Consider the following 25,196-nt stretch of genomic DNA (forward strand, 5'->3'; position numbering starts at 1 on the left):
CGTGCCGACTTAGGAATCCACTCTTGGCACAACAGCGTGAACCTCCCACTGCTGCCGCACGTGGCATCCCGGCACGTCCGAGCCGTTCTGTTAGGCGCCAGCATCAGGACCCACTGCTTCGCGAGTGGGTATGCGCGAAAGGGTTTCGCTCCATTCACGAAAAGCGCCGCCGCTGCCTGCGACACTCGTTGGTAGAGGAATAGGCGGGGCAGTCCAAATGGACTTCGGCTGCCACACCTTATTTGGATCGCGGCGGCCTCCGACTACTGGTGGACCAGGGACGCGCTCGCCGCCAGTTTTGGAGTTGAGTCAGAAACGCGAATAGTCAACGGGTCCCGAAAGTGTTTCGCGCCATCCACCCAAAGCGCCGCCACTGCCTGCGACACTCGTTGGTAGAGGAATAGGCGGGGCAGTCCAAATAGACTTCGGCTGCCACACCTTATTTGGATCGCGGCGGCCTCCGACTACTGGTGGATCAGGGACGCGCTCGCCGCCGGTTTTGGGAGTCGAGTCAGAAACGCAAATAGTCTTCTGGCGCCGAATGACTCGGGAAGTGATTCTCTTTCTTGCTACACTCATTCCGCGTTTGGTATATCATCGGAATCGCTTTCAACCCGAACGGTGACTTATGAGTGAGGATGATTCTTTAGACACGCAAACATTAGCCATCTCGCGCAGCACCAGCACTCAGCCCTGGACTTTGCCCGAATCGTTCTCCTCTGGCCGCTATTTCATCCAGCGCTCACTCGGGCACGGCGGGCAGAAGCTCGTCTATCTGGCCAAAGATACCCGCCTGGATCGAGAAGTGGTCATCGCTGTTCTGAAGACCGATCAACTCGGCGATGAAAGCGTCCCCCGCCTTGTTCGCGAAGCACAAGCCATGGCGCGGCTGGGCAGTCACCCGAATATCGTTACTGTCTACGACATCGAAGATGTGGAAGGCAGGCCGTTCATGGTTAGCCAGTATGTCGAGGGCGGCTCGGTCTCCGATCTTCTGAAGAAGGCCGATAAGCACCGACTATCTATTGATGACGCCATACGGATCACCTCGCAGATTTGTCAGGCGCTGGTGCACTGCCACGGCCACGGCATCATTCATCGCGACCTGAAGCCCGGAAATGTGTGGCTCTCGCAAGACGGCACAGCAAAGCTAGGGGATTTCGGGTTAGCGGCCAGTGCGGATTTTTCGCGCATCACTTTAGAGGGCGCTCTGGTCGGCACCGTAGTCTATATGCCACCTGAGATAATGCTGGGACACCAGGCAGAACCCAGAAGCGATCTCTACTCGTTGGGAGTAATGCTCTATGAGATTGTCACCGGCCGGCCGCCGTTCCTTGGCGATCAATTCGTCGCGATCATTTCGCAGCATATAAACTCACCGCCGGTTGCGCCTTCGTGGCATAACCCGGAAGTTCCGCAGGCGCTCGAGACTTTGATCTTGCGGTTGCTTGCCAAGTCACCGGAGGAGCGGCCGGAAAGCGCCGCTGAGGTAGCGAGAGCCCTGGCCACCATCGGCTCTTCGGCGGCAACGGTGGGTGAGCGGGCAGTTCAGCAGGACGCCAAATCTCTATCGCGCCTGGCTGGAGGAGTCTTCATCGGGCGCGAGCAGGAAACCAAGCAGCTTCGTGTCGCGCTCAACGAGACCCTATCCGGGAACGGCCATCTGTTTATGCTGGTGGGTGAGCCGGGCAGTGGAAAGACTCGGATGACCGAACAACTGGCGACCTACGCCCGCCTCTGTAACGCGCAGGTTCTTACGGGCAGTTGCTACGAAGGCGAAGGCGCTCCTGCCTTTTGGCCCTGGCTGCAAATCGTTCGTTCTTATGCGCATGAGTTGGAGCCCGAAAAACTGTTGTCGATAATGGGTCCGGGGGCCGCGGACATCGCCCAGGTAGTTTCAGAGATCAGGGAGCGTCTGCCCGACTTGCCGGCTCCTCCAACTTTGGAGCCCGAGCAGGCCCGGTTCCGGCTCTTCGATAGCGTGACGACGTTTCTTAAGAATGCCAGCAAGCTTCAGCCTCTGGTTATTATTCTCGACGACCTCCATTGGGCGGACAAACCGTCGCTGCTGCTGCTTCAGTTTCTGGCTCGCGAGTTGAAGGATTCGTGCATGCTCGTCATCGGCACCTACCGAGACATGGAATTGGGGCGGCAACATCCCCTGTCACAAACGCTCGGCGAGTTATCGCGACAAGGACTAAGCGCGCGCATAGTCTTGCGCGGACTCACGGAGCAGGATGTCGCGCGGTTCATCGAGATGACCACCGGGATCAAGCCCCCGGAAGCCCTCGTGAGGACCGTTTATCAACAGACGGAGGGCAATCCGTTTTTCCTAAGTGAGATTGTCAGGCTTCTGGTCGTAGAGGGTCAGTTGGAGCGCCCGCAGGCGACAAGCACTTCGAGTCTCCGAATCCCGGAAGGCGTACGCGAAGTGATCGGCCGCCGTTTAGATCAACTCTCGGATGAGTGCAACCGCGTTCTCACGACTGCTTCAGTGATTGGCCGCGAGTTCAGCCTCGATGCCCTGGAGCCACTCAGCGATATCTCGGGCGACCAGTTGTTGGAACTACTGGATGAAGCGACGGCCGCCCGGGTTATACATGAGTTGCCTCAAGCTATCGGCCAATACGGCTTTGTCCATGCTCTGATCCGCGAAACCCTGTACGACGAGATCAGCACCGCTCGCCGAGTGCGGTTTCACCGGCGGATTGGGGAGGTGCTCGAGAAGCTCTACGCTAACAGCCTGGACTCACACCTGCCGGAGCTAGCGTATCATTTCTTCCAGGCTTCGCCCGCCGGCAACAGCGACAAGGCGATTGATTACGCGATCCGAGCCGCCAAACGAGCCATTAGCCTGCTGGCCTACGAAGAGGCGGCGGGTCAGTACGAGCGTGCCCGCGCTGTCATCGAGCTTCAGGACGAGGTAGACCAGGAGCAACGCGGTGAGATGTCTCTCGCCCTGGGCGACGCTCAGAAGAAGGCTGGCAATAATGCTAAGGCACGAGAGGCGTTCTTGCAGGCGGCCGACATCGCGAGGAAACGAGGGGCGCCAGAGCAGCTCGCGCGCGCTGCCTTAGATATCGGAATCGGTATGGCCGCGTCCGGGACAGTCGACGAGGTTCAGGTGAGTATTCTCAAGGAAGCTCTGAGCGCTTTGAGCGAAGAGGATACGGCATTGCGCGCCCGGCTCCTTGCCCAACTCTCATTAGCACTCTACTACTCACCCGAACTTCGCGATGAGATCAATCAGCAGGCGGTTGAGATGGCGCGCCGCGTAGACGACCCGGCGGCGATAGTCGCTTCGCTCTACGGGAGACACGTGATACTCGAGGGCACACCGAGTGTTGAAGAACGGCTCGCCGTCGCCACCGAGATTCTGGGCATTGCAGAACGGGGCGGCAATAAGGAGATGGAGCTGCAGATTCGCTACCGGCGCATTCTCGACTTGATGGAGTTGGCGGAAATGCCAGCGATGGACGCTGAGATTGAAGCCTACACTAAGTTGGCGGAAGAGCTCCGGCAGCCTCGCTACTTATGGCTTACGCCTTACTTCAAGGCAACGCGCGCACTAACGGAGGGGCGCTTTGAGGAGTGCGGGCAACTGGCGCGGCAGGCTATGGCCATCGGGCAACGCGCGCAAGACCCGACCGCGCCGCTGTTGTTTGAGACATTGATCAACGTGCTGCGCATGGTGCAGGGACAGGTGGAAGATCGCGAGGAAGCCATCAAGCGTTATATCGAGAATTTCCCGGAAATACCCAGCATGCGGGCCACGTTGGCCAATCTTTACTTCAGACTAGGACGGCGGGAAGATGCACAGAGAGAGTTTGACCAGGTGGCTGCGCACGACTTCGCCACCCTGCCGCGCGACGCGAGTTGGGTCGTGACCATGGCCAATCTCGCCTATATCTGCTCTTACCTCAACGATGTTCGCCGCGCGGCCATATTGTATGATCTACTCCTTCCCTACGCCCCGCGCCAGTTAGTGATCGGCGGCTCGGCCATCGGTACCGGCTCGATCTTACGCTTCCTGGGTATCCTGGCGACTACACTGTCCCGATGGGAGGAGGCGGTCACGCACTTCGAAGGCGCCTTACTAATGAATACAAGGATCGGGGCGATACCGTTTCTCGCTCTCACTCAGCAGGAATACGGCTCTATGCTCATGAAACGCGGCGATCCCGGCGACCGGGAAAAAGCACATCAGATCCTCGATCAGGCGCTCGCAACCGCGAATGAAATCGGAATGCACGGTCTAATCAAAGAGGTGAACGCTCTCAAGTCGCAGTAGCCCTGGCTGCGCTCCCAGCTAACGAGCATCCGCCTGGTATTCCGCTGGCGCCGGCTCAGACTGAACACGCGCGCGCCGCGCGGCGAATGCCTCCCTCGTCAGCTTGAAAATCATTCGCCGATTATCAGCAATCACTCTCATCCACTCACGCTTGGTCATCTGCGGGAAATATATCCCGCGAAAGAAAAGACGCGAGATCAGATGGATCAGCCGGTGTCCGACCGATTTGTGCTGAATCTTCTCGATAGCTCTGGCGTTGGCTTCAGCGCTATACGAGGCCGACCATGCGCGATTCAACTCCTCGTGCACCTGTTCTTCGCTGATCCTTAGCGGAGTGTGCGCCATCGTGAAGGGCGCGAAGTCCAGCCAGTGCTTTGGGCGCGTGAGCCGGCCCGAGGCCTGCAGGCGCGCATACAGCGGAGTTGAAGGGAAGGGAACGAGATTGCTGAAGATCGGAAGCCCGGGCGGCCAGCTACGCATCTGCTCGAGCGTTCGCTCGGCCACACCCGGCGTGTCGTAGTCCATGCCGAAGATGAATCCGAACATCGCAATGATATTTCGTTGCGCGAGCCGATCGAGCACAGCCCCGTACTCGGCAGGTTTGTTGAAGCCCTTTTTGACATCGGCGAGGTTCGCCGGATCGATCGATTCCAAACCGATGTACAAACATCTGGAGCCCGCCGCCGCGAGCAGATCGGCAAGTTCTTCGTCGCGTAGCAGGTTCATGCTGATCTGCGCGATAAACGGCAATTGAGCGCCGGCGTCGATGATCGCGCGCAAAAGCGACTTCGTTCGCTTGATGTTGATTGCAAAGTTATCATCGACAAAGAAAACAAAAACCTGCCCCCCGTCTCGCCTGGCGCGCCTCTTCAGACTCAACATTTCTTCGACGACACTCTCATCGGAGCGAAATCGGATGGAGTCGCCAAAGAACCCGGTCACCGTGCAGAACTCGCAACCGTAGGGACAGCCACGGCCCGACTCGATTGGAATCAAGCGAAATGTTCCGAACCCCGCGCTCACCCGTTTGAGCACCGGTCGCAGGAAACCGGGTACGAGATTGAACTGATCGAGGTCGAGCGACTCCCACGGAATCACCGGATAGTCCTGGAGGCTGGGTTTGCGCTCTTTACCCGCGGCATCGACCGGCGCGTAAACCTCTTTGAGTTGACCGCGCGCAGCGTCCTCGACAATCTGAGGCCAGAGCTCGTCGGCTTCGCCAAGCGCAATTGCATCGGCGTGACGAATGCCACCGTCTCGACCAAGCGCCTCGTCCGGCATTTCGGTTACGTGCGGCCCGCCCATCACCACCGGCACGCCTGCGCTGCGGATGGCATCGGCCATGCGATAAGCTTTGGCGACCATTCTGGTCATGGAACCGATGCCGACCAGATCGATGCGGCGCTTGCGCACGAACCGAGCCATATCGGCTTCATTCATCGCCTGTGTGTTGCCATCAATCAATAGCACCTCGTGCTCCGGCGGAGTGATCGCTTGAAGCAAAAACATCCAAAGATGCGGCATGAAATTGCGGGTGACCCCGTTGTCCGGGTTGTAGAGCAGGATCCTCATCTAATCTCCTCCGTTGTGGCGCGGGCCCTAATAGCGCGATAAGCGAAACTACGAATGACCGTGGTGTCTTCGTACAAGAACCAGAACGGTATCGAGGTGAAAACAGCAAGTTCTTTGACTGAGCTTAGCGTGCAGCTTCAAATTGATGCGACGAGCGGAGTGGATGATAGCATGAACATCACAGGATTCAAGCGCCAAACTGATCGACGGCAAGTGGCTCCTTCCGTCAGCCAGAGCAAAGGGCTAGCGGATCGCAAGCACGGGAGCAACCCGGCGCATTTAGAAGACAGCAGAAATCATTGGAAGCAACGTGCACGGCAACAGTCTTCCCAAGACTCTGATATGTCTGCTACGATCCGCCATCTCACACTCCAGGTACAACGATGACGGTTCGACGAAATCAAGTTGACCCAGACAAAATAAACCGCGAGGCAGTGCTGCCTTTCCAACTCCGTCTAGATGATTTCGCTCTGTCAATACAGGACATCTACGATTTTTTTTACGACGTGAACGTTCGTCTCGTAGAACGAGGACTTGAGCGACTGGATGATATGCTGCGTCCGGCGATAATGTCCGGTCTTCTATCGGATATGTTGACGGCCAGTATGGCCAAACATTCCCGAACGCTCACCGCTAACTGCTATTTTAATGGACATCCTGACTTAATTGTCCGCGGAGTCTACCCTGACAACTGCGTAAAAGCCGGGGTTGAAGGCGTCGAGATCAAGACAACCAGAAAAACCGGAGGCGCCGTAGACACTCACGGCGCCCGCGATCAGTGGATGTGTGTTTTCGTCTATGTCGTAGACATTGAGACAGAGCCAGCACGCGAACGGGCACCTATGTCATTCACCGAGGTATATTTGGCCTTGGTTACAACGGACGACTTCAGGAAGAATCCGCGTAGTGAGCTTGGCACACGAACCGCGACGCTTCATCGTCAGGGCATTGAGAAGTTGCGCCGCGGTTGGATTTACAAGTTGAGCGGATAGTTCCCGCCGTTCTTAAACTTCACAAGCTTGGGAATTGCATTTTTGGCAAGGTCGAAATACCGCGGGTCTTTCTCGACCCCAACGCTCTCATATTGAACTGCCTCGGCGGCGGCCAATGTTGATCCTGATCCCGCAAAGGTATCAAGGACGAGTCCCTCGCCAAGCGGAAGGACACCTCGGATTAGCGAGCGGAGGAACGCTTGCGGCTTCAAACTCGGGTGAGGCGCTAAGGCTCGTTCCGATTTGTGTGTGGGAGATGATGGGATCACATCGCCAAAAGGACGATCGCTCGACGGCCTTCGGAAGCCACCGGTTTTCCATTTTCGCAGATTGTCTTGTACCCGACCTTCTATTGGCTTACGAAAAACAACCCAGGGCTCCCACATAGAACGTGGCATGACACTAACACCCATGAACTCCTCGTGGGCAGCCTTGGGCCTATCGCCGCCGCGCATGGTCATAACCAGACGGACAATTTCACCGCGTCTTTCGAGCCCGGCTCGCGCCAAAGCTCCGGAAATTGCATACGACAAGAGTGGATTGCTCGCGACCACGACATTGGCGCCGGGAACCAGTACGGGAAGCAAAGCGCGTCCCCATTCCAGGAAGAATCTTGCAAGTTCCTCAACGTCACTTGGCGACAGTACCGTGAAGCGTGGCAAGGGGGAGCGCGTTGCACCATCGAACCTGGGCGGTATACGCCAAACGCCACCTTTTCCCTTGCGTAGCTTTTCCTGTTGTTCGGGCGCGTATTCGACCAACCCATAAGGCGGATCTGTCACTACAGCATGAATCGAATTCTCGCTCTGTTTGCGCAACCACTCAAAGCAGTCGGCCTCGAAGAGGGTCGCGCGACCGAATTCGAACATTCTACACGTGGAGCCATTCCGTGTCTCTAAGCGAGGTTTGTCATACGGAGCTGCAGTTTCACGGATCGAGTAAATACCTCGGTCCTCACGCCGGAAGAGCGAGTCAGAGTTCAGCCTAAGATAAGATCTAATACTTGATGAGGCAGAGTGGCCTATGAGTCCGCGAACCCCGTCTTCAATCTCAAGAATGGACGCACCCCTTGGCTTATTAGATAGTATCGTCATGATGGCGTCGCGCACCTCACCTGGCCGACGTCGGCTTTTGCTATTGCGCTTTGTACTGGTGGACATGCGCGGCAGTCTAAGACGTCTGGACGTCTCTGTCAACGTCGCTTTGAGAACGGGACCAGAGATAGACTCTTTGTCTGCCGTCCAACTCTCCGATTCTGGGAAAGCTCATCCTGCAAGCGGACAGTCCGCCACCGCCCTCAATTGATCCAACAGACTCGATGTGAAGTCATTCCGTTACTTAAGCGCAACCGCAACACTGGCACGCTATTTGGCTCTCACTTTGCCAAGTCTACCCGCACGAGTGTGTAAAAGAGGCGGCGACGCGTGAACTGGACCCGGCTGTTTCCAGGAAGAGGATTTCCGCAATGGAGGAAGTTTTGCAGTCGACAAGGGTCGATCCGATGGTCGCGCTCAGGTACGAATGAAACGATTTTGCGCAACAGAAAAAGGAGATTCGCTTTTATGACCAAACTGATCAAGTCAGTTTCTCTTATGTTCGTTATCGCGCTTGTCTGCTCGCAGCCGCGCATTTCAGCATCGCAGACTGCCGGGACGAAGTCCTCAACGCATACAGAGAATTCGATCAGGCAAGAGGACCACAACTGGACCTGGCATCATCGGGACAACGAGATAGATCTTAAAGTGACGATTCGCGGCAAGGTCGAGTTTGCCGACGATGACAGCGACATCAAAAGCATCTCGCCGGATGGGTCAATCCGCGTGTCTGACGACCGCGGCGGAGTGTATCGAAAGTTCGAAGCATCGATGACCCCCAGCGGATTGAAACGATCGTACTCAATCAACGGCCAATCAACCCCGTTCAACGATGATGCGCGCGGGTGGCTCGCAAAAGTGCTAAATGACACAGTCCGGCAGGGCGGCTACGATGCAAGACCGCGAGTGCAGAGAATCCTGAAGCAAAGCGGGCCGAGCGGAGTGCTGGCGGAGATCGCGCAACTCAAAGGCGATTACGTAAAACGCATCTACTTTGACGAACTGCTCAATCAAGGCAACCTCGACACCGGGACGGCAAGGGAGGTCCTCCGCCAGGCTTCGCGGGTGATCCATTCCGATTACGAAAAAGCGCAGCTTCTCATCAAGATGTCCGACAGCTACCTTGGCGACGAGCAGGCGCGCACTATCTATCTCGAAGGCGTGAACACGATTCATTCGGATTATGAAAAGGGCCGGGTGCTTGCCGCGCTGTTGAAGCAAGGAAGTCTGAGCGGCGAGAACCTTTTATTTACGATTCGTTCCGCGCACAACATTTCTTCCGATTATGAGAGAGCGCAGTTGTTGATCAAGATAGCAGGCGCTTTCCCGCTTGATGAACAAGCGCGCGCCGTCTATCTCGAAGGAGTTGCGACCATCAAGTCGGACTACGAAAAAGGGCGGGTGCTTTCCGCGATCCTGAAGAAGGGAGATCTTGGCAGAGAGACTCTGCTGTTCGCGCTCAAATCTGCTTCCACCATCTCTTCCGATTACGAAAAAGCGCAGTTGTTCATCAAGGTTGCCGCTGCAAGCTCGGGCGACGAGGCTGTGCGCACTGCCTTGATTGACTCGGCGCGCGGTATCAGGTCGGAGTACGAACGCGGGCGCGTTCTCTCTGCTGTCTTCAAATAGCAGCAGTAGAAGAATTGCCGATTTGCGATTGCCCATTGCCGACGGTTCCGGGTTTGCGGTTCCGGGTTCAACCTGAACCCTGAACCACGAACCCTGAACCTGAGTTCAGGAGTACGTATGCAAATTCTTTGGCAAGATGTTCGTTATGGCGTGAGAACGCTGCGGGGTAATTTCAGCTTCACTCTCATAGCCATCGTCGCCCTGGCATTGGGAATCGGCGCGAACACCGCCATCTTCAGCGTGGTCAATGCCGTTCTTCTGCGTCCGCTGCCGTACCGGGATGCCGGCCGCATCGTAGCTATTCAGGAAATCACAAGAGAGGGCAAGCGCATTCAAGTGACGCCCGCGAATTTCCTGGACTGGCGCGCGCAGAACACCGTCTTCGAACATCTGGCTGCGATTCTCGAACGCACGTCGAACCTTGCCGGCACGGACCAGGCCGAGCGCATCAACCTCGTCATGACCTCGGCAAACTTCTTTCAGGTGTTCGGCGCGCAGCCGCAGCGCGGGCGATTATTCCTTCCGGAAGACGAACAGGCCGGGCATCCTCCGATTGTCGTCCTCGGTCACGGGTTGTGGCAGCGGCGCTTCGGCGGCGACCCCGAGATCGTCGGCAAATCCGTCACGCTGGACGGCAAGGGCTACGCCGTCGTAGGGATCGCGCCGGCTGGCTTTCAATATCCCGGTAAGACCGACGCGTGGCTGCCGCCGCTCAGACTCGCGCCGGCAGTCAACGACACAATGGATGTGACGCGGGTGCGCGGCTTCGGATTCCTGAGCGCGGTGGCGTTGCTGAAGCCGGGCGTCCCGCTCGGGCAGGCGCAAGCCGAGATGGAAACGATCACCACTCAGTTGCGGGAGCAGTACCCCGAAACCAACAACAGGCGTTTCGACCGCGTCGTCACCCTGCACACGCATCTGGTCGGCGACACAAGCACGGTGTTGTGGCTGCTTCTGGGCGCGGTCGGCTTCGTCTTGTTGATAGCCTGCGCCAACGTCGCGAATCTGATGCTTGTGCGCGCAACCGCCAGGCAAAAGGAGATTGCGATCCGCACCGCGCTTGGCGCATCGCGGCTGCGCATCATTCGACAACTGCTTACCGAAAGCGTGATGCTCGCGATTACCGGCGGCGCGACGGGACTGTTGCTGGCCTGGTGGGGAATAGACTTGCTGACGCGCCTGCTGCCGAAAGATTTCCCGAGGCTTCAAGACATCAACTTAGATCTGACCGTGCTCGGCTCGACTATCGTTGTTTCCCTGATTACCGGCATCGTGTTTGGCTTCGCTCCCGCGTGGCAAGTCTCGAGAACCGATGTTAACGAAACGCTGAAAGACAATTCGCGAGGCGCAATCGGCGGCGGCGTCGGCAACCGACTCCGCAGTCTGTTCGTCGTCGCGGAAGTCGCGCTGTCGCTGGTACTGCTGGTTGGCGCGGGACTTCTGCTTCGCAGTTTCCTTCAACTGCAATCCGTCAACACCGGCTTCAATCCGGCGCAGGTGTTGACCATACGTTTGAGTCCTTCGGGTACGAACTTCCGCGAAGATCCGCAATACATCGCCTACTACAAACAAGTGACCGAACGGATCAGTGCGATCCCGGGGGTCGAGTCGGTCGGCGCAATCAACACGCTGCCGTTGGCGAAGGGTCCGACCGCGGGTTTCCGAATCGAAGGCCGCCCGCTACTGCCCGCCGATCAGTGGCCCGGAGGAAACTATCGCAATGTCAACCCCGATTACTTCCGCGCCTTGAACATCCCGGTGGTGCAAGGCCGCGGCTTTGAGGAGAGGGACAACGCCTCGGCTCAGCTTGTCGCGATGATCAACCAAGCTACGGCCGACCACGATTTCGCGGGCGAGAATCCGGTCGGCAAACGCATCAACTTCGGCGGCGTCGATAGCAAACGCCAACCGATCTGGTTCGAGATCGTAGGCGTTGTGGCCAACGTTCGGAGCATTGAGTTGAAGGAAGACCCGTTGGCGGAAGTGTACACCGCTTCGCTGCAGGATGCTTTCGTCGGCATGTCGATTGTCATACGCACGACAATCGAGCCGGCGGGTTTGACCGCCGCGGTGCGGCAGGCTGTGCAAGACGTGGATCGAGCGCAGCCGATTTCGGAGATCCGAACGATGGACAACGTCGTCAGCGAGTCGGTAACTCAGCCGCGTTTCAACCTCACGTTGCTGGGCATCTTCGGCGGCATCGCGCTGGTTTTGTCGGCGGCTGGAATCTACGGCGTGATGGCTTATACGGTGGCGCAGCGAACGCATGAAATCGGCATTCGCGTTGCGCTGGGGGCTAAGGCTCCCGACGTGCTGCGGATGATACTAGCTCAAGGTTTGCGATTGACGGCCATCGGTATCGTGATCGGCTTGGTGGGCTCGATGCTGCTAACAAGGTTCTTGTCCACGCTCTTATTCGGCGTGAGCCCAACCGACCCGCTGACCTTCGCGGTCGTCGCATTGTTTTTGATGGGAGTGGCTCTCGTAGCCTGTTTCGTGCCGGCCCGTCGCGCCGCCAAGACTGATCCGATGGTGGCGCTGCGATATGAATAGGGTCAAGGTTCAGGGTTCAGGGTTCAGAGTTCAGGGTTCAGGGTTCAGAGTTCAGGGTTCAGAGTTCAGGGTTCAGAGTTCCGGGTTCTCAGGGTCTGCTTAGAAAAACATTGAAGCTAGCGAATGAACCCTGAACCCTGAACCCTGAACCCTGAACCTTGAACCCGAACCCTGAACCCTGAACCCTGAACTCTGAACCCTGAACCCAGGGAACAAGGAGAAGAAGTCATGGAAACCCTTTGGCAGGATCTGCGCTTTGGCTTGCGAATGCTGTGGAAGAAGCCTGGCTTTGCGATCATAGCGGTTTTTACCCTGGCCCTGGGCATTGGCGCGAACACGGCGATCTTCAGCGTGGTGGATGCGGTCCTGCTCAGACAGCTTCCTTACCCGGCAGCCGAGCGGCTGGTGTTCCTATGGTCGACGATGCACGCGCAGGGTGTTCCGCAATCCGGAAGCGCGATGCCCAATTACCGCGAGTGGCGCGACCAGAATCAGAGCTTCGAGGGACTGGGCGGGTTTTACTACGGCGACTTTAATCTTTCCACCGCCAACAACGAGCCGGAGCGCGTGCAGGGAGCTTACATCACCCACAACCTGTTCGACGTGCTCGGAGTAGCTCCTCAGTTCGGCCGCACATTCGCAGCCGAAGAGAACCAATTCGGCCAGCATCTTACCGTGCTGCTCAGCCACGGATTGTGGCAGCGGCGTTTCGGCGGCAATCTAGACATCATCGGGCGCGATATCAGACTTGGCGGCGAGAGCTTCATCGTCGCCGGAGTGATGCCGCCCGGTATGCCCTTCTTCGACAACCTCCCCGAAGTGGAATTGTGGAGACCGATTGCTTTTCCGCCCGGCGATAGTTTGGACACACGCAACAATCACTTCGTCAATCTTGTCGGCAGGCTTAAAGCGGGCGTGACACGCGAGCAGGCCCAAGACGACGTCACCGCCATCGCGCTCGGGATGGAAGCGCAGGAGCCAGGAAACAAGGGTCTGGGCGCATCAGTGGTGCCTGTCCAGGAGCAGCTTGTCGGCGAGTCACGCGCGGCGTTGTTGGTTTTGTTAGGCGCGGTCGCGTTTGTGTTGCTGGTGGCCTGCGTCAACGTAGCGAACCTACTGCTGGCACGCGCTGCCGCCAGAGAGAAGGAACTGGCGATTCGCGCCAGCTTGGGCGCAAGCCGCGCGCGGTTGATTCGCCAGATGGTGAGCGAGTGCTTGCCGATTGGACTACTTGGCGCGGCGGCTGGACTGCTGTTGGCGAATTGGGGCATCGAGTTGATCTCATCGCTGCTGCCGGCGTCGCTGCCGCGATACAACGCAATCGGCGTCGACGGCCGGGTGCTTGCCTTCACGTTCGTGGTGTCGTTGTTGACGGTTCTTCTCTTCGGGCTTTTGCCCGCGCTGCAATCGGTAAGAGAGGACGTGCGCGAGGCGCTCAACGAAGGCGGACGCAGCGGAATCGGCGGCAAGAGGCAGGGCACGCTGCGCAAGTTGCTGGTGGTATCAGAAGTCGCGTTGGCCCTGGTGCTGCTGATCGGCGCAGGGCTGATGGCAAGGAGCTTCATCAGACTGCGCGAGGTAGACACGGGTTTCAACGCGCGCAACGTATTGACGATGGGCGTGCCGCTGCCCGATGCGAAGTATCCGATCCCGCTCAACGCAGACGATCCGCGACACCCGGCGGCGATGGCTTTCTTCGATCAATTGCTCGCGCGGGTGGAAGCGTTGCCCGGTGTGAAGAGCGCGACGATAGGCACGATTGTGCCGCTCGGGGCCGGAACCGGATGGGGTAAGTTCTTCAGCGTTGAAGGCGGCGCGGCGCCGCCGTCGATCGATCAGGTTCCGCTGGTGCGGTTTGGGTTAATCGGCCACGACTACTTCCGGACTTTTGGCGTTGCCTTGCAGCAAGGCCGCGAGTTCACTCCGCAGGACAACGAGGACTCGCAGCCGGTGGCGATAATCAACGAGACGCTCGCGCGGCGTTTCTTCCCGAACGAGGACCCCGTCGGCAGAACAATATGGATGGGACCACCGGAATACCTGCTCCCGCCCGAGGCCCAAACGCCCGCGAATCGGTCTCCCCGCCGGGTGATTGTCGGAGTGGTAGCCGATGTCAAAGGCCGCAGTTTGAATCAACCGCCCTCGGCGATGGTGTACGCGCCGTATCATCAATACAGGCGCGAAGGGTGGACCAACTCGATGATGCTCGCCGTGCGCACCGAGACCGCGCCGGCGGCAGTAGCGTTGGCGATCAAGAGTAAGGTGAGCTCCCTCGACCCGGATCAGCCGGTCAGCAACGTACGAACCATCGACGAGCTGCTCGGCAGATCGCTTTCGGAATCAAAGTTTACTTTGCTGCTGCTGGGTCTTTTTGCCGGAGTGGCCCTGGTGTTGGCCGCGATTGGAATCTACGGTGTCATTGCCTACTCCGTCAGCCAGCGAACTCATGAGATCGGCGTCCGTCTGGCGCTTGGCGCGCAAGCGGGCGACGTGTTCAGGCTGGTGATAGGGCAAGGGATGATGCTGACCTTGATCGGCGTGGCAATCGGATTGGCGGCTGCGTTGGCGTTAACCAGGTTGATGGTGAGTTTGTTGTTTGGAGTCAGCGCGACCGATCCGTTGACGTTCGCGGTGATCGCCCTGCTGCTGACGAGCGTGGCGCTGCTGGCCTGTTATATCCCGGCTCGGCGGGCGACGAAAGTGGACCCGATGGTGGCGCTGAGGTACGAATAGGTTCAGGATTCAGGGTTCAGAGTTCAGGGTTCCGGGTTCAGGGTTTCTAGTTTCTGGTTTATGGTTTCTGGTTCCAATCTCGTAACCAATAATCAGAGAGGAGACGCCCGAAGCAGGAAACCAGAAACCAGAAACGAGAAACCCTGAACCCGGAACCCTGAACCCTGAACCCGGAACTCTGAACCCGGAAACCCGGAAACCCCGAAACCGGAGGTAACTATGGAGACTTTCTTTCAAGATATGCGTTACGGTCTGCGGCTCCTGATCAAGCGGCCGGGCTTTACCGCGGTGGCGGTCATCGCGCTCGCCCTGGGCATCGGCGCCAACAGCGCGATCTTCAGCGTCGTGAACGGCGTAGTGTTGCGAGCCTTGCCCTACAAGGACCCCGAGCAACTGATGATGGTCTGGAGCAAGAGACCCTTGCTTCAAGCGCAAGTGGGCTCCGCCGAATTTCCGGTCTCGGCCGGTGACTTCATCGATTGGCGGGACCAGAATCAAGTCTTCGAACAGATCGCTGCATTTCACACTCAGCCGTTCAACATCACCGGCGCCGGTGAGCCCGAGTTTCTTGGCGGCGTGCGCGCGTCGGCCAGCTTGTTTTCATTGCTTGGCGTCGAGCCGAAGCTCGGCCGGACCTTCACGGTTGACGAGGACCAGCCGGGCGCTGGTCAAGTGGTGCTCATCAGCCACGGGCTATGGCAGCGGCGCTTCGGCTCCGACCCGAACATAGTAGGCCAGAAGCTCACGCTCAACGATCAGCCTTACACCGTCGTGGGCGTGTTGCCGGCCGGGTTCCAATTCCCGCGCAAGGGCGAGATGCCCGCCGGCTACCAGTTCCCACGGCAAGCGGATCTCTACACACCGCTTGCCTGGACTCCCGCGCAAGCCACCAACCGCGGACGGAACTTCCTCGCGGTGATCGCGCGACTCAAGCCGCAAGTCACCATCGAGCAAGCTGGGGCCGAGATGGATGCCATAGCGGAGCAGTTGAAGCAGCAGTATCCGCAGACCAATACCAACAAGGAAGCCTTCCTTGTAGCGCTGCATCAACAAGTCGTCGGAAAAGTGCGCACGGCGTTGCTGGTGCTTCTGGGCGCGGTGGGTTTTGTGCTTTTGATCGCCTGCGCGAACGTCGCCAACCTTTTGCTGGCCCGAGCCGCTTCTCGGCAAAAGGAGATGGCGATTCGCACCGCGCTCGGCGCAAGCCGTTTTCGTGTGATCCGGCAGTTGCTGACAGAAAGCGTGCTTCTGTCTTTGGTCGGAGGAACACTCGGGCTGCTTCTCGCGCTCTGGGGGATCGAACTGCTTCTGGCGATCAGCCCCGGCAACTTGCCTCGCATCGATACGATTGGGATTGACGGGCGGGTCTTCGCCTTCACGCTGGCGATCTCGGTGCTCACAGGAATCGGTTTCGGTTTAGCGCCGGCCATCCAGGTCTCGAAGCCCGACCTTAACGACGCGCTAAAAGAAGGCGGTCGCGCGTCATCTGTCGGCCATAACAGATTTCGTGGCCTGCTGGTCGTCTCCGAGGTAGCTCTATCGCTGGTGCTGTTGATCGGCGCGGGACTGATGATCCGCAGCTTCGTCGCACTGCTCAACGTCGATCCAGGGTTGAACGCGAAGAACGTACTGACCCTTGATATCGGGCTGCCGCGAACCAAGTACACGGGTCCGCAGCAGACTGCGTTCTTTGAGCAGGTCATCGCTCGGCTGCAAGCTTTACCGGGAGTGCAGTCGGCGGGCGCGGTCTATCCTTTGCCGCTCAGCGGCGCCGAAGAAGGGATGGGCTTCAACATCGACGGACGGCAATCGGTTCCCGGGCAGGCATTCAACGCAGGTCCGCGGTGGGTCAGCAACGAGTACTTCAACACGATAGGTATTTCGTTGCTCAGAGGCCGCGAGTTTACCGAGCGCGACAACGCCGGCTCGCCGCGAGTGGTGGTCATCAATGACGCGATGGCGCGCGCTTACTGGCCCGATGAAGATCCGCTCGGCAAGCGCGTATCGTTCGATCAGATCAACGAAGCGCCCAATTGGCGTGAGATCGTCGGCGTTGTGAGAGACGTCAAGCACTCGGCGGTGGATGCCAATTCGAAGCCCGAGATGTACTTTCCGTTTCCACAATTCCCTTTGTTTTTCATGACGGTGGTCGTGCGCACAACCGGCGATCCGCTCAACCTGGTCGCGGCCGCCCGTAGCGAGGTGCTGGCGGTGAATGCGGACCAACCGATCTCAAATATTCACACGATGGAAGAGCTGATCGCGAATTCCATCGCGCAACGGAGATTCAACATGCTGCTGCTGGGTATCTTTGCCGGGGTGGCGTTGTTGCTCTCCGCGGTTGGAATCTACGGCGTGATGTCTTACTCGGTCGCTCAGCGCACGCATGAGCTGGGGGTGAGGATGGCGCTGGGAGCCCAGACTTCTCACGTCGTTTCGCTGGTCGTGAAACAGGGGATGGCGCTTGCGTTGGCTGGAGTGGGTATCGGATTGGCGGCGGCGTTCGCATTGACCCGCATAATGGCGAGCTTGCTCTATGGTGTGAGCGCGACAGACCCGCTGACCTTTTCGGTTATTGCGGTGCTGCTGGCGTCGGTGGCGCTGTTGGCTTGTTATCTCCCGGCGCGTCGCGCGACAAAGGTCGATCCCATGATCGCGCTGAGGTATGAATGAAATCGATTTTGGATTTTGGATTTCGGGAATTCGATAAAAGAGAAACGAGCTCGAAGGCTTCAATCCAAAATCCAAAATCTAAAATCCAAAATCTAAAGGGGTGATTTGTGGAGACTTTGCTGCACGACGCTCGGTACGCCGTACGCACTCTGTTGAGAAGCCCGGGCTTTTCGACGGTGGCGGTGTTGGTGCTCGCGCTCGGCATTGGCGCCAACACGGCGATTTTCAGCGTGGTCAACGGCGTGCTGCTTAAGGCGCTCCCTTTTCCTGAGCCGGACCGGCTGGTTGCGCTCTCTGAAAGCTCCACAAAATCGCCGGTGATGGCAGTCGCCTACCCGAACTACCTCGACTGGCGGGCGCGGCAGGGAGTCTTCGAGAATCTTGGCGCGAGAATGCCGGCAGGCGGCGTGCTTACGGGCGACGGCGAGCCCGAGCGGGTGATCGGCCGCTGGGTGACCGCGAGTTTCTTTCCCACTCTCGGAGTGCGTCCGCAACTCGGGCGCTTCTTCGATGAGGTTGAAGACAAGGCGGGCGCGGAGCGCGTGATGGTCATCAGCTACGGCTTATGGCAGCGGCGCTTTGGCGGGGACCCGGATCTCATCGGTAAGACCATCTTCTATAACAGCGAAGGCTGGACGGTCATCGGCGTGACCCCGAGGGGTTTTGATTATTACGGCCAGACAAATGTGAACAACGATTTCTTCATTCCGCTTGGCCACCTCGCCGGTCAGCCGTACATGGGCGATCGTCACTCGCATGTTGTGTTCGTCACGGGACGGATGAAGCCCGGCGTTAGTATCGAGCAGGCGCGGACGGAAATGAATACGATCTCCGCGCAGCTCGAGGAGGAACATCCCGCATCGAACACTGGCAACAGCGCAGCGCTGACGTCGTTCCTGGATGATTACGTCGGCGATTCACGGCCCGCGTTGTTGGTGATCTCGGCGGTCGCAGGGTTTGTGTTGTTGATTGCCTGCGCGAATGTCGCGAACCTCCTTCTCGCCCGAGCCGCCTCCCGTCAGAAGGAGATCGCCCTGCGAATCGCGCTCGGCGCGGGACGCTGGCGCGTCGTGCGGCAGTTGCTGACCGAGAGCCTCGTGCTCGCTTTTGCCGGCGGAGCGCTGGGCTTGCTGATCGCCGTCTGGGGTGTTGATCTACTGATCAAACTCAATCCGGACGGCCTTCCGCGGTTGGAAGACATTGCGGTCGATCCGCGGGCACTCGGCTTCACACTGCTTGTGACGCTGTTGACTGGAGTCACCTTCGGCCTCGCTCCCGCGCTCCAAACTTCAAAAGTAGACTTGAATGACGCTCTGAAAGAAGGTGGCCGGCAAGCTTCAGGCGGCCGGGGCGCTCGGCGTTTGCGCGCTGCGCTGGTAATCGGTGAAGTGGCGCTGTCGCTGATGTTGCTCATTGGGGCCGGTCTGCTGGTCAAGAGCTTTCGGCAACTGATGCAGGTCGATCCGGGTTTTGACGCAAGGAACGTGTTGACGATGCGTCTGCGCTTGGCCGATGCAAAATACCGCGAAGCTTCGCAGACGACGGGTTTTCTCAAAGAGGTGATGCGCCGCGTAACCACGTTGCCAGGCGTGCGGCACGTGAGCGTGGCTACCGGATTCCCGCTCGGCCGCGGCAGCGATAACGGCTACTGGATCGAAGGGCAACCGGAGCCTCAAAAACCGGGAGATTGGTCGAGCGCCGTCAGTCAATCGGTCAGCGAGGACTATCATCAGACATTGGGAATCGCTCTCCTGACCGGACGATACTTCACCGAGCGTGACACGGCAGACGCCCCGCCGGTGATAATAGTCGATGAGAACTTTGTTCGCCGGCACTTCGAAGGCCACTCCATTAATAGTGCGCTCGGCACGCGGTTGCGCTTCGGTGGCAGCGGCGAGCCGTGGCGCGAGATCGTTGGCGTCGTGAGTCCGGTTCGGCATGTAGGGTTGGAAGAAGTTGGGCGTCTAGGGATTTACCGTCCCTGGCTGCAGATCAATCCGAGATGGCTTGCAGACTTTACTCGCTCGATGGATTTGATCGTAAAGACCGACACGGAGCCTGAAAGTTTCGTTGCGGCGATCAAGGGAGAAGTGCAAACCGTAGATCGAGACGTGCCGTTAGGAAATGTGCAGACTCTCGCATCGCTGCTCGATGAATCGATTGCGCCGCGCCGCTTCAGCTTGTTCCTGGTCGCGCTGTTTGCAGTCATCGCGTTGCTACTCGGTACCGTTGGGCTCTATGGCGTTATGTCGTATGCGGTTACTCAGCGCACGCGCGAGTTCGGCATTCGGGTAGCGCTCGGCGCTCAGCGGAACGATGTGCTCAGGCTGGTCATTGGACAGGGCATTGTTCTTTCGTTAAGCGGGGTGGCGTTAGGGCTTGCTGGATCGTTTGCGTTGACGCGACTGATGAGCAGTTTGTTGTTCAGCGTGAGTGCGACCGATCCGATCACGTTTGTAGTCGTGTCGCTGCTACTGACAAGCGTGGCGCTTGCGGCCTGTTATCTTCCCGCGCGCCGGGCGACGAAGGTAGACCCGATGATTGCGCTAAGATACGAATGAACAAATTGGCAATTGGCAATCGGCAATCGGCAATTTGGGAGGAACTAATGCAAAGTCTACTTCAAGACATTCGCTATGGCTCGCGCATGCTGCTCAAGCGGCCGGGCTTAACTTTTATTGCCGTGGTCACGCTGGCCCTGGGAATTGGGGCCAATACGGCTATCTTCAGTTTGGTCAATACCGTGTTGCTGAGACCGTTGCCAGTCGATCGACCAGAGCAACTGGTCTCGCTCAACAGCGAATCCTCGGCTGGTGATAACAACGTTCCGACGCTGTCGTATCCAAACTATCGCGACTATCGCGACCGCAACGACGTACTCACCGGCCTGCTCTGCTATCGCTTTTCGCCGATCAGTTTGAGCAACAGCGGCGTGAATGAGCGGATGTGGACCTATTTGGTTTCGGGTAATTACTTCGATGTCCTTGGGGTGAAGCCCGGGCTGGGTCGCTTCTTTACCCAGGAAGACGACAAGGCGCCGGGAGCGCATCCGGTCGCGGTCATCACTTACAACTGCTGGCAAAAACGCTTCGCGGGCGCTCCGGACGTAGTTGGCAAGAGCGTGATCATCAACGGGCGTAGCTTTTCGATTATCGGCGTCGCGCAGCAGGGCTTTCATGGATCGGAGATCAGCTACGTACCTGAGATGTGGTTTCCGATGATGATGCTGGCGCAGATCGAACCGGGCGACAATTATCTGGAAGACCGCGACACAGCCAACTTCTTCGTCCAGGGCCGCTTGAAACCCGGCGTTACCACGCCACAGGCAGAAGCCGAGCTCAAGGCCATCGCCGCGCAACTGGCGCGCGAACATCCCAACGAGAACGAAAACAAAACGATCGCACTGTCGCCGCCCGGCTTGTTCGGCGCGTTTATGCGCGGACCGATTGTGGGGTTTGCCGGAGTGTTGATGGCGGTGGTCGGATTGGTCTTGCTGCTGGCTTGCACGAATCTTGCGAACCTGTTGTTGGCGCGCGCGACCGAGCGGCGCAAGGAGATTGCGATTCGGCTGGCTATCGGCGCGAACCGCGGGCGTCTCGTTCGGCAACTGCTGACCGAAAGCGTCCTTTTGGCGTCCTGGGGCGGCGCGCTGGGATTAGGGCTCGCTTATTGGGTTGTGGATGCGATGATGGCGTTCAAGCCGCCGCTCGACATTCCGCTTTCGACAGAGTTGCACATTGATTATCGCGTGCTGCTTTTCACCGCCGCAGTCTCGGTGTTGACCGGCGTCGTGTTCGGGTTGCTGCCCGCGCTGCAAGCTACCAACACGGACCTCGTGCCCGCGTTAAAAGACGAAACTTCCATCAGCGGTTATCGCCGGTCCTGGCTGCGCAACGGACTGGTTGTGTTTCAAGTCTCGTTATCCCTGCTGCTGTTGATCTGCGCCGGTTTGGTCCTACGCGGTTTGCAACGCGCGCAGTTGCTCAGTCCCGGCTTCATAGCGCAACACGCGATCGAGATGTCCTTCGATCTGAACCTGCAAGGCTACGATGGGCCGCGCAGCAAGCAGTTCAAACGTGAATTGCTTGAACGTGTGCGCGCGGTCCCCGGCGTGCAGTATGCCGGGTTGTCGAACTTCGTTCCGCTCAGCATGAACATCAACAACAACAGCGTCTTCGTCGAGGGCGCGCCTCAGGAGCGCGGGGCGAATATTCCGATGACGATGACCTCCAGTGCGTCCCCGGGCTTCGTCCCGGCGTTGGGAGTGGACTTGCTGGAAGGCCGCGATTTCACGGAACAGGATGGCGATACAAAGCCGCGCGCGGCAGTGGTCAACGAGACCTTCGCCCGCCGCTTCTGGCTGGGCCAATCCGCGCTCGGCAAACGATTCAGCTTCGAAGGCGTCACCGGCCCGTGGATCGAGGTCGTAGGTGTGATGAGAGACGGCAAGTACTTTAGTCTCGGCGAAGACCCGTCGGCATTCGTCTATGTGACTCTGCGCCCGACAAACGGAAGCTACCTGACGCTGGTCGTTCGGACGGCGAGCGAGCCGCAAGGGGTGATCGGCGCGCTGAGCAGTGAGTTTCATCAACTCGACGCCAATCTGCCGGTCTACAGCATCAAGACGATGACCGAGCACATGGCTCTGCCGCTGTTTCCGGCGCGGGTAGCCGCGACGCTCCTGGGCAGTTTCGGTTTGCTGGCCTTGATTCTGGCGGCCATAGGGATCTTCGGGGTTATGTCTTACGCGGTCAGCCAGCGCACGCGCGAGATCGGCATTCGGATGGCGCTCGGCGCGGATGCCGGCAGGATTTTCAAGCTTGTGGTCGGGCACGGGTTGAAGCTGATCTTGCTCGGTCTGGGTATCGGCCTGGTCGGCGCCTTTGCCGGAACGCGGTTGATGTCGAGTTTGCTCTATGGCGTGAGCGCTACCGATTCGGTCACGTTTGCGCTCATCGCGTTGCTGCTCACGGGGGTGGCGATGCTCGCCTGTTATCTGCCGGCGCGTCGCGCGACGAAAGTAGACCCGATGATCGCGCTCAGATACGAATAGGTTTCTGGTTTGTGGTTTTTAGTTTCTGGTGTGAATGCTGAAGACCGATTGCTTTTCGAACAAGAAACTACAAACCAGAAACCAGAAACCACAAACCAGAAACCTGGAGGTGAACGATGGAAGCCCTTTGGAACGACGTTCGTTACGGTTTGCGACTCTTGCTCAAGCGTCCCGGTTTTACTGCTGTGGCCGTGGTCGCGCTGGCCTTAGGAATCGGCGCTAACACTGCCATCTTCAGCGTGGTGAATGCAGTGCTGCTGCGCTCACTTCCTTACACTGACCCAGACCGGTTGGTGATGGTATGGGAAGCGAACCCGAGAGGGAATATGCGGAATGTCGTCTCGCCGGCGAACTTTCTGGACTGGCGAGATCAGAGCACCGTCTTCGAACAGATGGCTATGTTCGTCGACGCGCGGTTCAACCTGAACGGCACTGACGAGCCAGAGGAGCTTCCGACTCAGATTGCGGATGTGAACCTGTTTTCGGTGTTGGGGGCAACCCCCTTGCTGGGACGCACATTTATTCAACAGGACAGCGCGGCCGGGACAGACAACGTTGCGATTTTGAGTCGCGGGCTGTGGCAGCGACGGTTCGCTGGAGACCCCGAGATTATCGGCAAGACTATCGCGCTCAATGGCGAAAACTTTACGATCGTCGGAGTCATGCCCGCGGACTTCCAAATGTTCGTCAAGCAGGGCTCGCAGATCGGTAAGCCGGTTGATCTTTGGTTGCCGTGGACCTACAACCCTCAAGCTCGGATTCGGCGCGGCCGCGCATGGATGGCAGTCGCCCGACTAAAGCCCGCCGTCAATGTGGAACAGGCGCAATCCGAAATGAGCTCGATCGCAGCGCGCTTTGAGCAGCAATATCCCGACTTCAACAAAGGGTGGGGCGTAAACATAGTGCCGCTGCGCGATCAGCTTGTCGGGGATATCAGGCCCGCGCTGTTAGTGCTATTGGCAGCGGTTGGTTTCGTGTTGCTTATCGCCTGCGCGAATGTGGCCAACTTGCTTTTGGCTCGTGCCGCGACGCGTCAGAAAGAGATTGCGATTCGCATTGCGCTGGGAGCGGGCCGATGGCGCGTGATACGGCAACTGCTCACTGAGAGCGTGCTCCTATCCATCGTTGGAGGCGCGGCCGGACTGCTGCTGGCCCTGTGGGGAACCGAACTGTTGCTTGCCCTGGGTCCGCGAGACTTGCTGGGGATCGACAGCGTTGGGATTGATCGTCGAGTGCTGTTGTTCACCGCCGCGGTTTCGATGATTACCGGGTTGGTGTTCGGCGTCGTACCGGCAGTCTCGGCGTCACGCACAAACCTCAACGAAACGTTGAAGGAAGGCGGCCGCGATCGAAGCGGCGGAGGCCGCAGCCGGCGGCTACGCAATGCATTCGTCGTAGTCGAAGTCGCTTTAGCGCTCGTGCTGCTGATCGGGTCGGGATTGATGATCAGGAGCTTGTGGCGGCTGCAATCGGTTGACCCGGGCTTCAACTCTTCCAATCTGCTGACGGCTCGGCTGCTTCTGCCGGGTTCCAGGTACGGACAGGCCACCCAGCGCACTGAGTTCTTCAAACAGATCGTTGAGCGATTGCGGGCACTGCCCGGCGTGCGAACCGCGACGGCGATCGACGCGATGCCTCTGGGAGGGCCCGGATCGGGCACCGGTTTTACTATAACCGGAAAGCCGCTTCCAGCAGCCGGCGAGGGGCCTGGCTGCGACGTGCGCGTCATCGCACCCAACTACTTCGAAGCGATGGGCGTTCCATTGTTGCAGGGGCGAACGTTCACTGAGCGAGAGGCCACCGAGGTCTCGAGGGTCGTGGTAATAAACAAGTCGCTGGCGGATCGATACTTTCCCGGCGAGAACCCGCTCGGGAAGAAGATCGCAATCGAGATGAGCGATAAGCCGGTGCCTAGCGAGATCGTAGGAATAGTCGCCGACGCCAAGTACGCCGGGTTGGATCGCGAGACTAAACCGATGGCTTACTGGCCGCATCCGGAGCTTGCGCGTTCTTCTATGACTCTGATTGTTCGCACCGAGTCCGATCCGCTCGCATTGTCATCCGCGCTCAGGCGCGAGGTGCAGGCGATGGACAAGGACCAGCCGATCGCCGATGTGCGAACGATGGAGCAGTTGGTGAACGACTCGATTGCGCGCACTCGATTCAGCGCTTTCCTGCTTGCGGTGTTTGCGGGTGTCGCGTTGGCGCTCTCAGCGGTGGGGATTTACGGGGTGATGGCGTATTCGGTCGAACAGCGAACTCACGAGATCGGGATTCGAATGGCGTTAGGTGCAGACCGCGGAGACGTCGTTGCAATGGTTGTGCGACAGGGGATGACACTTGCCGCCGTAGGGCTCGTGATTGGTCTCGGCTCAGCCTTTGCGCTGACCCGGTTCCTATCAACTCTGCTTTATCAGGTGAGTGCTACGGACGCCGGTAGTTTCGCGTCGGTTTCGATAGCCCTCGCCGCGGTGGCCCTCGTTGCGAGTTTGATCCCCGCGTACCGGGCGACGAAGGTGGACCCGATGATAGCGCTGAGATACGAATAAAAGTTCAGGGTTCAGGGTTCAGGGTTCAGGGTTCAGGGTTCAGGGTTCAGGGTTCAG

11 protein-coding genes are annotated in these 25,196 nt (G+C 58.6%); 9 read left to right on the forward strand and 2 right to left on the reverse strand.

What is annotated here, in order from left to right; all coding sequences use genetic code 11:
- Positions 1 to 628 precede the first annotated feature (628 nt).
- The gene (locus AABO57_05365) at positions 629 to 4,291 is read left to right on the forward strand and encodes a protein kinase (GenBank protein MEK6285150.1); all 3,663 of its coding nucleotides are present in this window, start codon (positions 629 to 631) and stop codon (positions 4,289 to 4,291) included.
- An 18-nt stretch (positions 4,292 to 4,309) separates the two neighbouring features.
- Here the strand turns inward: AABO57_05365 and AABO57_05370 are convergent, their stop codons facing one another.
- The gene (locus tag AABO57_05370) at positions 4,310 to 5,863 is read right to left on the reverse strand and encodes a radical SAM protein (GenBank protein MEK6285151.1); all 1,554 of its coding nucleotides are present in this window, start codon (positions 5,861 to 5,863) and stop codon (positions 4,310 to 4,312) included.
- A 383-nt stretch (positions 5,864 to 6,246) separates the two neighbouring features.
- Here AABO57_05370 and AABO57_05375 point away from each other — a divergent pair, with 383 nt between their 5' ends.
- Positions 6,247 to 6,855: a hypothetical protein gene (locus AABO57_05375; GenBank protein ID MEK6285152.1), complete on the forward strand. Its 609-nt coding sequence runs from the start codon at positions 6,247 to 6,249 to the stop codon at positions 6,853 to 6,855.
- Here the strand turns inward: AABO57_05375 and AABO57_05380 are convergent.
- A complete protein-coding gene (locus AABO57_05380; protein MEK6285153.1) occupies positions 6,837 to 7,724 on the reverse strand; it encodes a DNA methyltransferase in 888 nt (295 codons plus the stop codon). The two genes, AABO57_05375 and AABO57_05380, sit on opposite strands and share 19 nt — an antisense overlap.
- A gap of 693 nt (positions 7,725 to 8,417) precedes the next feature.
- Between AABO57_05380 and AABO57_05385 the strand changes: the two genes are divergently transcribed.
- The 7 genes from AABO57_05385 (at position 8,418) to AABO57_05415 (ending at position 25,139) form a co-directional block, all read left to right on the forward strand.
- The gene (locus AABO57_05385) at positions 8,418 to 9,578 is read left to right on the forward strand and encodes a hypothetical protein (GenBank protein ID MEK6285154.1); all 1,161 of its coding nucleotides are present in this window, start codon (positions 8,418 to 8,420) and stop codon (positions 9,576 to 9,578) included.
- 117 nt (positions 9,579 to 9,695) lie between these two features.
- Complete coding sequence (locus AABO57_05390) at positions 9,696 to 12,131, forward strand: ABC transporter permease (GenBank protein ID MEK6285155.1); 2,436 nt, start codon at positions 9,696 to 9,698, stop codon at positions 12,129 to 12,131.
- Between the two features lie 228 nt (positions 12,132 to 12,359).
- Positions 12,360 to 14,864 (forward strand): ABC transporter permease, encoded by a 2,505-nt coding sequence (locus AABO57_05395; GenBank protein ID MEK6285156.1) that lies wholly within the window; start codon positions 12,360 to 12,362, stop codon positions 14,862 to 14,864.
- A gap of 219 nt (positions 14,865 to 15,083) precedes the next feature.
- Positions 15,084 to 17,537 carry an ABC transporter permease gene (locus AABO57_05400; GenBank protein MEK6285157.1) on the forward strand — a complete coding sequence of 818 codons (2,454 nt, stop codon included), beginning with the start codon at positions 15,084 to 15,086 and terminating at the stop codon, positions 17,535 to 17,537.
- A gap of 107 nt (positions 17,538 to 17,644) precedes the next feature.
- Positions 17,645 to 20,098, forward strand: coding sequence for an ABC transporter permease (locus AABO57_05405; protein ID MEK6285158.1), 2,454 nt, complete (start codon positions 17,645 to 17,647; stop codon positions 20,096 to 20,098).
- A 47-nt stretch (positions 20,099 to 20,145) separates the two neighbouring features.
- Positions 20,146 to 22,590: an ABC transporter permease gene (locus tag AABO57_05410; protein MEK6285159.1), complete on the forward strand. Its 2,445-nt coding sequence runs from the start codon at positions 20,146 to 20,148 to the stop codon at positions 22,588 to 22,590.
- 116 nt (positions 22,591 to 22,706) lie between these two features.
- On the forward strand, positions 22,707 to 25,139 hold the full coding sequence (locus AABO57_05415; protein MEK6285160.1) for an ABC transporter permease: 2,433 nt from the start codon (positions 22,707 to 22,709) through the stop codon (positions 25,137 to 25,139).
- The last annotated feature ends 57 nt before the right edge of the window (positions 25,140 to 25,196 follow it).

This window comes from Acidobacteriota bacterium, assembly GCA_038040445.1.
Taxonomy (GTDB): Bacteria; Acidobacteriota; Blastocatellia; order UBA7656; family UBA7656; genus Onstottus_A; species Onstottus_A frigus.